Raw genomic sequence first — 12,660 nt, forward strand, 5'->3', positions numbered from 1 at the left:
CTAACAACCTTAAGGTGGTTATTGCGGCGGGGCTCACCTCTTCCCATCCCGAACAGAGTAGTTAAGCCCGCCTGCGCAGATGGTACTGCAGTTATGTGGGAGAGTATGTCGTCGCCTTTCTTTAGAATCCTCATCAAGTAATTGATGAGGATTTTTTTTGGGCTTTACTTTTTTGGGATTTTGTGAAAAGGTTGTTTCGCAAAAAGCGCAAAAGAAAACACAAAGGTTCGCAAAGTTTAATCAATAGCTTTGCGAAGCTTTGTGTTTTTCTCTTTCCTTTCTCTGCGGTTAAAAAGGATCAATTAGTAGCTCGATAATCTAAAAAAGCTTTGTTGTTAGTATCTAATGGAGACCCTTCGTTCTTCAGGGTGACAAGGCTGTGGTTGTTTTAATAGCAAAATAAACGCAAAGGATTATACAAAGGTTCGTAAAGTTTAATAAATAGCTTTGCAAACCTTTGCGTTTTTTTTCTATTTCCTCACTCTGCGGTTAAAACCGGAAGTATTATTTATGCTAAAGACAGCTTTGCATCTCAGAGATTTCTGAGAAACTATTTTAAGTTTTACAAGTAAGAAATCTTTGCGAGACTCTGTGTAAACTTTGAGAAGATTCTCGGTATAATTTTAGCGCGTTTATGGAGTGGAATCGTTTGTGAATAGTGTCTAACAGGTCTAAGTGATAAAAGTGTTTTAAAATATATATAATGAAGTGTTATTTTGTGTCCAGGCATAAAAAAGCCTGCTCGATTGAGCAGGTTTGGTAACATTGATAAAGTTTAGATTAATCTTCGGTATCTTGAGTTTCTTCTAAATCATCCGATTTTCGTCCAATTTTTATTTTAGGATTGTCTTTGTTTCCTGTTATTATTAACGGAACTCCTAAAATTCCTAATGGAGGTAAGCCTAATCTCATTTTTATGTTTAATTTCCCATCTAAACTAGTTGTTCCTTCTATTCTTGGTCTAAAACCTGCAAATTTAAATTTGAATCGTTCCAGGGTAATTATATTGTTCTTAATACTACTCTTGATATCTACTTTAGAAATTTCAGGATTTTTTATTCCCTCATGACTCGTTGTTTTGCTTACTGCATTAAACATTTTCATACCATATAATTTGATGTCTTTTACAGAGACAACTCCTTCACCTACTAACGAAGGATAAACAGGTTCCATATTAGCATTAAGCCTTCCTTTTAATTTATAATCTAAAGAAACTGTTCCTTGTGCTTTTTCAGCTGCACTAGCCATTTTTCTAAATATCTCAATTTCATTATAAGCCTTTTTAACGTCAAAATCTGTTGCTTTGATAGTATAGTCGAATAGAGCTTTTTTCATCGTTAGAGCTTGGTATGTTGCGTCCATGGTTACTTCGCAGCCTATCAAATTAAAACCTGTATTTTGCATGGTTAAAATACCCTTATTCATCTTGAGGTTACCTTTGGCATTATTTAAGGCAAGTTTATTGAAGTTTACTTTCTGTGCATTTGCTTGAAATTGTAAATTAAAATTCTTTGGAATTATAATTACACCAGTTTGTACTACTTCAGTTTTTGGAGTTTCAGAATTTGTACTAGAAGTAGCTGTCGTACTATTTGTTTGGGTAGTCGTTGTCGACATAAATTCATCGGCATTAATGTATCTTGAATTTATGACAAAAGAACCTTTTAAAACACCCGTTTTGGTTGTAGCAAAATTGATAACATTTTGTAAATAACCATTCATTTTAAAATCTGATTGACCGTATGTTGACAAAAAGTTTTTGAAGAACATTTTGTCTTGGTTTATTTTAAAAATACCTTCTTTAATAATGAACTTCTTAGGTAGGTATTCAGAAACTATTCCGATGTTTTTAATTTCTAGAGTTCCTTTATTGTGGAGTTTACTATAATTTCCTTTTTCGGCATCGCTTTGTTTTCCTTTTAAAACTAAATCGGCTTTAATTGAACCATCTAAATCTAACCCTTTTTGAGAAAACACTCTATATATTTTACTTATGTCCAGCTCACCTTTGGCTTTAACATCATAAGTAAGGTCATCAAAATTATATAAGTCAGCATCTATATAAAAAGGTTTCCCTTCAAATGTTATTTGTGCAGGTGATAATTTTACTTTTAAATCATCAAAAGTTCCTTTCTGATTTTTAATCTCAGAAACAATTGTTATGTCTGTTATTGGGTTTGGATAATATTTTGTTTTTAAATATCCATTTTTGAAATTAATAGTCCCAGAAGTTACGGGAAAGAGTTTGTTTTTTAAATCAAAAATCCCTTTTGCTTTAATATCTCCAATAAGATTTCCTTTTAACTCAATATCAGGTATTCCAAATGCCTGAGTTAGTTTCTCTAAATCTATCTGACTGCTTAAATCTATATTCAAGTCTGGAGTGTCAACTCCTTTTACATAGAATTTAGATTTTAAATAATCTTTATTAATATTCAAAGCTAAATTCTTTCCGTCAACAATTAATAGATCTGGATTTAATGAAGGTAGTTTTGTATTTATATCCAGATTCAAATTTGAAATAGGGAATGAACTTTTATTATAGTTTACATATCCATCATTTATTTTTAAATCTAAGTTTAAATCTGGCGCTATATTTTGAGAAGCAATGTATTTTCCTTTTAGCGTAAGCAATAAATTGGTGTTTCCTTTTAAATCAGTTTTTGATAACCAAGTGATAAATTTTGGAGGAAATGCTGTAAATACATCATGTAGCTGACTATTATTCGATTTTATTACAAAATCAATATTATAACCATCTTTTAAAAAGTCAAATTTCCCTTTAAAATCAACGATTAGCTGATTTATTTTTAAGTTATTTTGTTCGAAAAAGAATGATAAAGAGTTTACATTTACTTTAGTAATTAAATCGGCATCAACCTTTTTATTCATTAAGTATGGTTCATTCTCATATAAAATATTAAGTTTTTCGATTTTAGCTTTTGAATATAAATCGAAAATATCTTTGCTTAAATCTCCTTTTCCAGAATAATTAAAACCAAAAACATCTAGATGTACATTGGTTGATTTATCATCATAAATAATTTTGCTATTTAAGATTTCAATTTTTTCTAACTTTAAAGAAGTATCGCTGCTGTCTGTAGCTTTTTCAGCTTCGACAGATGACGATTTGTAAACGTTATAATTTGCCTCACCATTTTTATTAACTTTTACATTGATAAATGAATCTGATAAGTAAATTTGATCGATACTTACCGTTTTGCCAAATATTAAACTGCTAATATTTATTCCAAAGGAAACCTCTTTTGCCGTAACAAAATTCTCTTTCTCGAATGGAGCAGATCCATTTAATTTTAAATCGTTTAAAGTTAAAGTTAATGATGGAAAATGATGAAAGAAAGAAATATTAGCATCAGAATAATTTAATTCAGCATTAAGTTTTTTGTTTGCTGTTTTCTTTATCTCTTCTTTTATTTTGTCCGAAAAAACATAAGGCGTTATAAAAAGCAGTGCTAAAATAACGACAAGCACTATTCCGATATATTTTACTATTCTATATAAAATGGATTTTAAATTACCTTTTGTCATAGTATGATTATTAGTTAGTTTTATCCGTGTACAGTTTCGCTTTTTCCATAATTGGTAATGATAGAACCTTCATATTCAATCCATTCTTTCCAACGTTTATCAATGTCTATATTATCTGTATATTTTCGGGCAAATCCTAAAAAAGTAGTATAATGTCCTGCTTCCGAAATCATTAAATCACGATAAAATGTTGCCAATTCTTGGTCTTTTATGTTTTCTGAAAGGACTTTAAAGCGTTCACAACTTCTAGCTTCAATCATAGCCGAAAATAATAAGCGGTCACAAAGGGCATCTTTTCTACTGCCATCTTTTTTCATGAATTTAAAAAGCTCATTTACATAGTGGTCTTTTCTTTCGCGACCAAGTGTCAAACCTCTTTTCTTGATAATGTCATGTACCATTTGTAAATGCTCTAACTCTTCTCTGGCAATAATTAGCATTTCTGTTACTAATTCCTCTAATTCTGAATTGTATGTTACTAAACTAATTGCGTTTGAAGCCGCTTTTTGCTCACACCACGCATGGTCGGTAAGAATTTCTTCGATATTCGATTCGACTATGTTTACCCAACGTGGGTCTGTAGCTAATTTTAATCCTAACATGATATTTGATTTATAACCTACAAAATTAGTGTTTTATTCCCGATTTTTGGGTTTAATGATGATATTGCCGCTTAAATAGTATTATTTTGTAGTAGAAATAAAATAGGATATGAGTGAGCTTAAAAAGCTTTTAATAATTGGTTTTGTATGGCCTGAGCCTAATTCATCGGCTGCAGGGGGGAGAATGATGCAATTGATTTCAATTTTTCAAGAACAAGGATTTGAAATTACATTTGCTAGCCCAGCTTTGGATAGTGACTTCATGATAGATTTGCAAGCATTAGGAATCGAAAAGAAATCGATTGCTTTAAATTGTTCTAGTTTTGACGATTTTATAAAAGAACTGAGTCCAACTATTGTTTTATTTGATCGGTTTATGATTGAAGAGCAGTTTAGTTGGCGTGTGGCTGAAAATTGTCCTGATGCATTACGTATTTTAGATACTGAGGATTTGCACTGTTTGCGCCAAGCTCGTCAAAAAGCATTCAAAGAAAATAGAAATTTTATAGTTAGCGATTTATTTTCAGAAGAAGTAGCAAAGAGAGAAATAGCGAGTATTTTGCGTTGTGATTTGTCGTTGATAATTTCTGAGTTTGAGATAGAATTGTTAGAATCGGTATTTAAAATTGATACCGCTTTATTATATTATTTGCCCTTTTTATTAAATCGAATTTCTGAAGATGTATTAAAAGAATTACCTTCTTTTGAAGAAAGGACTGATTTTATTTTTATCGGTAATTTTTTGCATGAACCTAATTGGAACACTGTTCAATATCTGAAAGAAGTAATTTGGCCTTTGGTAAAAAAACAATTACCAGATGCTGTTTTAAATATATATGGAGCTTACCCTTCACAAAAAGTTTTACAATTGCATCATCCTAAATCTGGTTTTTATATTATGGGGCGAGCTGTTGATGCTCAGGAAGTAGTGCAGAAATCACGAATAGTATTGGCACCGATACGTTTTGGTGCAGGTCTAAAAGGGAAACTGGTTGAAGCAATGCAATCCGGAACACCAAGTGTAACCACAACAATAGGAGCGGAAGCGATGAATGGTGATTTACCGTGGAATGGTTTTATTATTGATGAAACAGAAGGTTTTGTAAGAGCTGCTGTCGAATTATATCAAAATAAGAATCTTTGGAACGAGGCTCAAATTAAAGGAATTGAAATTATTAATACGCGTTATTTGAAAGATAATTTTGCGACCAATTTTATGGAAATGATTTTCTATTTGCAATCTAATTTGCAATCACATCGTAATAATAATTTTATAGGGAGTATGTTGCAATTTCATACTATGAGAAGTACAAAATATATGTCTAAATGGATTGAGGCAAAAAATAAAAATTAAGCCTCCATTTTTCCAAAGCCTACTGTTTCTCTATAAATTTGAGGCGAAACATCAGCATTGGTTTTAAAAAATCGACTAAAGTAATGTTCATCTTCATAACCTAATTCATATGCAATTTCTTTGACTGTTTTGTTAGTCATGTATAATTCCCTTTTGGCTTCGATTATTATTCTTTCAGCAATTAAATCGGTTAATGTTTTATTGAAGTAAGTCTTAGATAATTTTGCCAGAGCTTTTGGGGAGATATTCAGTAATTCGGCATAATTTCCTGCTGAATGTTTGGTTTTAAAATTTAGTTCAATGGCATCTTTCAGATTCTGAAGAATAAATGGTTCTTTAGAGTTAGGAACTGATTTCATTTTTTCTAATTGTTCATTTTTTAATCGGGAAGCAGTAATTAAAAATATTTTTAAATAGGAAATCAATAATTCATATTGTGCCAATTCAGCATTTTGAATTTCGGTTTTCATTTGTTCTAAAACCATTGTAAAAGTTGCTGCAGCCTGTTCTGTAATTATTGTAAAAGGTGGTTGATAAACATTGTTGAATAAAATACCATTACAAGAAACTTCTTTTTGGTGCATGTGAATACAATAGAAATCTGGATGAAAATGAATTGCGATTCCTTCAATTGGTTCACTCACGCAGAGCATAAAAGGTTGATAAGGAGAAAAGGCCAGGAGTGAATTTTCTTCAAAATGATGTTCGGCAAAATCAGCTTTTACTTTCCCTTTCCCTTTGGTTACCCAAATCAAGGAGAAATAATTATTGCGTTGCAAATGGTCAAAATGACTATTGTTATCAAAAGGGAGTAACTTAAAAGCTAAATTACCATTTTGTGGATTAATTAGAGTGAAGACATTCTGACTGCTCATGATTTCTTTTGTTTTTTGAAAATATAAAGATAGCTATGAAAATAATTCACAACTATCTTTATAAAGTGTTTTTGCTTGAATTGGTTTTATTAATTTAAACTTGATATTGCTGGAAAATCAATTTCTGTATTTGCAGTATTGTTAAAGTAGTTTGTTAAAACATTTAAAGCTACATGTCCAATTGTTTCAGCAATTTCAGCATCAGTAACACCAGCATTTTTTGCTTTGTTTACATCTTCGTCATTAACTAAGCCATTTTTACTAATTAATTTTTTAGCAAATTGTAAAACGGCTTCGATTTTTGCGTCGGTTGAGTTTCCTGTTCTTGCTGCTTGCAAAACAGCTGGATCCGTTTTTACCAGTTTTTCTCCAATAAAGGTATGGGCTGCTAAGCAGTAATCACATGAATTACTTTCTGAAACTGCTAAAGCAATTAATTCTCCTGTTTTTGTTCCTAATTTTCCGTGGCTTAGCGCGCCGCTTAAATTTAAATATCCTTCTAGAACTGCTGGAGAATTTCCCATTGTTCTCATCATATTCGGAACAACTCCTAACTTTGCCTGAACAGCGTTGAATAAATCTTTAGTTTTTCCTGTTACTTCTTCTGGGTTTAATGCTCTTAATCGTGTCATCTTATTTAATTTTTATGTTATTTATTTGTTGTTGTCTTTAGACATTACAAAGGTGCTACGATTACAGATTTTAGAACATGGAGGATTTACGCTATGTGATGGACAATTTTCCCTGAGGAGTTTTTTTAGGAGCTAATCCCGCTATTCGTTACAATCTTTTGCTTTTTAAAGAAAAAAGCAAAAGGATTTCCACTTCTATCGGGGCTAGGGTAATTGTTTTCATAAGAATGTTTTTCGTTTATTAGGTCAGGAATGACAAATAAGAATAAAAAAATCCCCGATTACAAGGTGTAACTGGGGATTTTTTGCTTTACAGTTTTCAGTCGCAGTCTTCGGTCAGATTGTAAGCTGAAAACTGAGACTGCGACTGTAAATTGAAACGGAATACTATTTTAAAACACCTTCAACAGCTTGAACGGTTGTTGCGTGATAACCAGATTTAGCTTTGTCGAAAATTTGTTTTGCCCAAACTTTTCCTTCCGGAGTTTTTGCCATTTCTTTATAAAGCATCATTACTGATCCGGTTCTGCTGCTTGAAATCAAAAATTGCTCAATCGCAGGATTAGCAGCCGTGTATTTATAGCGAATCGATGGAATAAACCATTGACGTTTGATAACGAAATTACCGCCTTTTGTAAAGTTGAATTCACCATCAAGCGCTTCCATTTCTTTTGCAGTGATGTCCGTTGGTAGATTATCTATAAAATGCTGTTTTTCTGCAGTTGTTGTAATTTTTTTATTTAATCCTTTAACTCCGGTTTCTCTCCAGCTTTTTTGGATTTTATCAATTGCATCAAAATCAGCAGAACTTACTGGAGTAATATTTGATGGAATTCCAGGTTTGTAAATCCAATCTTCGGCTTTTATTTTATCAGCAAGTGCTTTGTCTCCTTTTATAAGGTTTTCATTGTAGTATTTAATGAAATCATCTGTTGTAATAGATTTAAAAGCGTGTGCATCAAAATAGTTTTTAATGAAAACGTCAAATTTTTCACGTCCAACGGCATTTTCAATAACTCTTAAAAAAGCATATCCTTTTACATAAGGAATCATGCTGATTCCGTCATCAGGATTTCTTCCTGTAAGGCTTACTTTTAATCTTGTGTCGGGATTTGTGTCTCCATATTCAGCTACATTGTCAACTAATTCTTTACGGATGATAACATTTTGCATCTCAAATTCTTTTTCGCCAAAGATTGCTTCGCCAATTCTATGTTCTACATAAGTGGTGAAACCTTCGTTTAACCAAATGTCATCCCATGTTGCATTGGTAACTAAGTTTCCGCTCCAGCTATGTCCTAATTCATGCGCTAATAAACTAGTTAATGAACGGTCTCCAGCGATAACACCTGGAGTTAGGAAAGTTAAATTAGGATTTTCCATTCCTCCATAAGGGAAACTTGGTGGTAAAACTAATACATCATAACGTCCCCAACGGTAAGGGCCGTAAAGTTTTTCGGCAGCAACTACCATTTTTCCAAGCTCAGCAAATTCCCAAGCTGATTTTTTTAGCATTGATGGTTCTGCGTAAACACCTGTTCTATCATCGATTGATTGAAATTCGATGTCTCCAACTGCAATTGCCATTAAATAAGATGGTATCGCTTTGTCTTGTTTAAAAGTATAAACTCCGGTATCATTTTTCTTTTGAGGGTTAACAGCACTCATTACTGCCATTAAGTCTTTAGGAACAGTAACTTTTGCATTATAAGTAAATCGAATTGATGGAGAGTCTTGACATGGAATCCAGGTACGTGACCAAACACTTTCTCCTTGAGAGAATAGGAATGGTTTCTTTTTGTCTGCTGTTTGTGCAGGGGTAAGCCATTGTAAAGCTACAGCATCTTTACTAGTGCTGTAGTAAATATTTACTTTGGTTGTATTTGGTTCAATTGTAATATGAAGAGGTTTTCCGTGGAATTCAACTTCTTTGCCAAGCTCAAATTTGGTTTCTTTTTCATCATCACCTAGAGTTACTTTAGTGATGTTAAGTGTGTTTTCATCAAAGATTATTTCGTTGCCTTTGCTAACGTTGTCAATTTCCCAAGATGCTTTTCCTGTAATGGATTGTGTCTCAAAATCAACTTTAATGTCAAGGTCTAAGTGTTTTACAACAGCAAGTTCAGGTTTAGAATAACTGTGTTCATCTGTAACAACAGCTACTTTTTCTGTTTGTTCCTTTTTCTGACAGGCAATTACGGTCAGGAATAAAGTGGCAAGGATTAGTTTTTTCATTTTATGAAGAATTGAATTAGTGGAGGGAAATTAAACAAAAAATCCCGTTTTGAATAAACAAAACGGGATTTTATTATAAATAACCATCTTCCGTCCCGAAGTTTCGGGATTGGGATGCTCAGGCTGACATTAAAATTATGCCAACATTGTAACTGGGCTTTCGATGTATTGTTTTAATGTTTGTAAAAATTGAGCTCCAGTTGCACCGTCAATTGTTCTGTGGTCACACGCTAATGATAACATCATTGTGTTTCCTACTACAATCTGACCGTTTTTAACTACTGGTTTCTCTACAATTGCACCTACAGAAAGGATGGCAGAGTTTGGTTGGTTTATGATAGAATTAAATTCAGTAATACCAAACATTCCAAGGTTAGATACTGTAAAAGTACTTCCTTCCATTTCTTGTGGTCCAAGTTTTTTGTTTTTAGCTCTTCCAGCAAGATCTCTCACGCTAGCGCCAATTTGAGATAAACTCATAGCATCTGTAAATTTCAATACAGGAACTACTAATCCATCTTCAACAGCTACAGCAACACCAATATTTACATGGTGGTTGATGATGATAGCATCTTCTTTCCACTGTGAGTTAATTTTTGGGTGTTTTTTCAATGCCAAAGCACAAGCTTTGATCACCATATCGTTAAAAGATACTTTTGTATCTGGAACGCTATTTATTGTAGCTCTTGATGTCATTGCTTCGTCCATGCTTACTTCGATCACTAAGTTATAGTGAGGAGCTGTAAACAATGATTCTGCTAAACGTTTAGCAATGATTTTTCGCATTTGCGAGTTTTTGATCTCTTCTGTGAAAACTTCACCAGCAGGAATAAAAACTTTTGGCGCAGCAGCAGTAACTTCAGGAGTTTTAGCTGGAGCCGCGGTAGCAACTGGTTGTGTAGTTGTTGCTGCAGCAGGTGTAAAGTTTTCGATATCGCTTTTTACGATACGTCCGTTTTCACCAGATCCTTTTACTTGAGATAATTGGATTCCTTTATCTGAAGCAATTTTCTTTGCTAAAGGTGAAGCTAAAATTCTTTTTCCGTCGCTAACTACTTCAACAGTTTCTGCTGTTTCTTGTGCAGGAGCTGCTTTAGTTTCTTCTGTTGCTTTTGCAGGAGCACCACCAGCAGTATAGTTTTGGGCAATACCAGAAATATCAGTTCCAGCAGGTCCGATGATAGCTAATAAACTATCAACAGGAGCTGTGTTTCCTTCTTGAATACCAATGTATAATAATGTTCCTTCATTGAAAGACTCAAATTCCATTGTTGCTTTGTCAGTTTCGATTTCAGCAAGAATATCACCTTCAGCAACAGCATCACCAACTTTTTTAAGCCAAGTTGCAACTGTACCTTCAGTCATAGTATCACTTAATCTAGGCATAGTTACTACAATAACACCTTTTGGCAATTCAGTTGCAGCTTTTGCAGGAGCAGGTGCTTCTGTTTTTGCTTCTGGATTTGCAGCTTCAGCTTTCGGAGCTGCAGCAGGAGCGTCTCCTCCAGCGATTAATGCCGTAACATCTTCGCCTTCGTTTCCTATAATTGCTAATAATGAATCTACTGGAGCAGTTTCTCCAGCAGGTATTCCTATATATAAAAGAGTTCCTTCATTGAAAGACTCAAATTCCATTGTTGCTTTGTCAGTTTCAATTTCAGCAAGGATATCTCCTTCGCTAATTTTGTCTCCTACTTTTTTAAGCCAAGTTGCTACCGTTCCTTCCGTCATAGTATCGCTCAAACGAGGCATTGTTACTTTTATCGCCATGATTTATAGTTTATGAGGTGTAAATGGATAGTCTTCTTGTGCGTATACTACATCGTAAAGTTGTTGTAATTCCGGATATGGAGATTCTTCAGCAAATTTCACACACTCTTCAACCAAGTCTTTTACTCTTTGGTCAATTTCTTCAATTTCTTCTTCAGTAGCAAATTTTTGATCTTTTATTACATCAAGAACTTGTGTAATTGGGTCAATCTTTTTGTATTCTTCTACTTCTTCTTTAGAACGATATAATTGTGCATCAGACATTGAGTGTCCTCTGTAACGGTATGTTTTCATTTCTAGGAATGTTGGACCATCACCACGACGAGCTCTTTCAACAGCTTCATACATAGCTTCAGCAACTTTCACTGGATTCATTCCGTCAACTGGTCCACAAGGCATTTCGTAACCTAAACCAAGTTTCCAGATATCAGTATGATTTGCGGTTCTCTCTACAGAAGTTCCCATTGCATATCCATTGTTTTCAACAATAAATACAACTGGAAGTTTCCATAACATAGCCATATTAAAAGCTTCGTGTAAAGAACCTTGTCTTGCTGCACCATCACCAAAATAGGTCATAGTTACACCACCTGTTTCAAAATATTTATCTGCAAAAGCTAAACCAGCTCCTACAGGAATTTGTCCACCTACAATTCCGTGACCTCCGTAAAAACGGTGTTCTTTTGAGAAAATGTGCATAGATCCACCCATTCCTTTAGATGTTCCTGTTGCTTTTCCTAAAAGTTCAGCCATTACACGTTTTGGGTCCACACCCATACCAATTGGTTGTACGTGGTTTCTGTATGCAGTTATCATTTTATCTTTTGTCAAATCCATGACATGCAATGCACCAGCTAGTACAGCTTCTTGACCATTGTATAGGTGAAGAAAACCTCTTACTTTCTGTTGGATGTACAATGCTGCTAGTTTGTCTTCAAACTTTCTCCAAAGTAGCATGTCTTCATACCACTTTAAATATACCTCTTTTGTAACTTCTTTCATCTGAATTCTTTCTTTTGCTAAAGTGTTTCTGTTATCAATTGTTGCCTATAACGCAAAATAGTTTCCTCCCACAAATTTGCGCCCGAAGGGTCGGGATGCAAAAATAAGACATTCCTACTAAGAAGTAAAATTTAAAAGCTAATTTTTGGTTTTTTTTACAAGAACTTTTTATCAAACATGAATGGAAGTAAATTTTTTAGGGATGCCGATTGATAAATTACACCTATTTCTCCCATGAAATAAATTTCGATAGGGGTCTCTTGTTTTATTTCATATTCTGCAATTGATTGTCTGCAAGATCCACAAGGAGGAATTGGAGCTTTTGTTTGATTCGTATCTGAAGCTGCTGTAATGGCAATTTTTAAAATTTTGGCATCAGGATAAATTGCTCCTGCATGATAAATTGCTACTCGTTCTGCACAAAGTCCTGATGGATAAGCTGCGTTTTCTTGATTAGAACCTAAAACAATTTGGCCATTATCTAAAAGTAATGCAGCTCCAACTCTAAATTTAGAATAAGGGGCGTATGCTTTTTTGCGAATAGCGATTGCTTCGTTCATTAAGTCTTGAGTGTCTTTTGAAAGTTCTTCGATAGATTCAAAAACAGAAAATTGCGTTGTAATAGATATTTCTTTCATTAT

9 protein-coding genes and 1 rRNA gene are annotated in these 12,660 nt (G+C 33.6%); 2 read left to right on the forward strand and 8 right to left on the reverse strand.

Annotated elements, in window-relative coordinates; genetic code table 11:
• The first annotated feature begins 10 nt into the window (after positions 1-10).
• Positions 11-120 (forward strand): 5S ribosomal RNA (rrf, locus tag SHI72_RS22475).
• A 660-nt stretch (positions 121-780) separates the two neighbouring features.
• On the opposite strand, the gene SHI72_RS22480 is transcribed toward rrf, so the two are convergent.
• A complete protein-coding gene (locus tag SHI72_RS22480; RefSeq protein WP_323491461.1) occupies positions 781-3,549 on the reverse strand; it encodes an AsmA-like C-terminal region-containing protein in 2,769 nt (922 codons plus the stop codon).
• A gap of 20 nt (positions 3,550-3,569) precedes the next feature.
• On the reverse strand, positions 3,570-4,151 hold the full coding sequence (locus SHI72_RS22485) for a tRNA-(ms[2]io[6]A)-hydroxylase (protein WP_039111801.1): 582 nt from the start codon (positions 4,149-4,151) through the stop codon (positions 3,570-3,572).
• Positions 4,152-4,260: 109 nt separating this feature from the next.
• Between SHI72_RS22485 and SHI72_RS22490 the strand changes: the two genes are divergently transcribed.
• Positions 4,261-5,505: a glycosyltransferase family 4 protein gene (locus SHI72_RS22490; protein WP_323491462.1), complete on the forward strand. Its 1,245-nt coding sequence runs from the start codon at positions 4,261-4,263 to the stop codon at positions 5,503-5,505.
• Here SHI72_RS22490 and SHI72_RS22495 read toward each other — a convergent pair.
• The 6 genes from SHI72_RS22495 to cdd all read right to left on the reverse strand — a co-directional run bounded on the left by SHI72_RS22495 (position 5,502) and on the right by cdd (position 12,657).
• Positions 5,502-6,380, reverse strand: coding sequence for a helix-turn-helix domain-containing protein (locus tag SHI72_RS22495; protein ID WP_323491463.1), 879 nt, complete (start codon positions 6,378-6,380; stop codon positions 5,502-5,504). The genes SHI72_RS22490 and SHI72_RS22495 overlap by 4 nt on opposite strands.
• An 89-nt stretch (positions 6,381-6,469) precedes the next feature.
• Complete coding sequence (locus tag SHI72_RS22500; protein WP_039111804.1) at positions 6,470-7,012, reverse strand: carboxymuconolactone decarboxylase family protein; 543 nt, start codon at positions 7,010-7,012, stop codon at positions 6,470-6,472.
• 387 nt (positions 7,013-7,399) lie between these two features.
• Positions 7,400-9,247 carry a hydrolase/aminopeptidase gene (locus SHI72_RS22505; RefSeq protein WP_323491464.1) on the reverse strand — a complete coding sequence of 616 codons (1,848 nt, stop codon included), beginning with the start codon at positions 9,245-9,247 and terminating at the stop codon, positions 7,400-7,402.
• Positions 9,248-9,382: 135 nt separating this feature from the next.
• Positions 9,383-11,017 carry a pyruvate dehydrogenase complex dihydrolipoamide acetyltransferase gene (locus SHI72_RS22510; protein ID WP_323491465.1) on the reverse strand — a complete coding sequence of 545 codons (1,635 nt, stop codon included), beginning with the start codon at positions 11,015-11,017 and terminating at the stop codon, positions 9,383-9,385.
• 3 nt (positions 11,018-11,020) lie between these two features.
• Positions 11,021-12,019, reverse strand: coding sequence for a pyruvate dehydrogenase (acetyl-transferring) E1 component subunit alpha (pdhA, locus tag SHI72_RS22515; RefSeq protein WP_035623790.1), 999 nt, complete (start codon positions 12,017-12,019; stop codon positions 11,021-11,023).
• A 155-nt stretch (positions 12,020-12,174) separates the two neighbouring features.
• Entirely contained in the window at positions 12,175-12,657 is a 483-nt protein-coding gene (gene cdd / locus SHI72_RS22520; protein WP_039111807.1) for a cytidine deaminase, read from the reverse strand.
• Positions 12,658-12,660: the final 3 nt, after the last annotated feature.

The organism is Flavobacterium sp. PL02, assembly GCF_035013205.1.
Lineage (GTDB): Bacteria > Bacteroidota > Bacteroidia > Flavobacteriales > Flavobacteriaceae > Flavobacterium.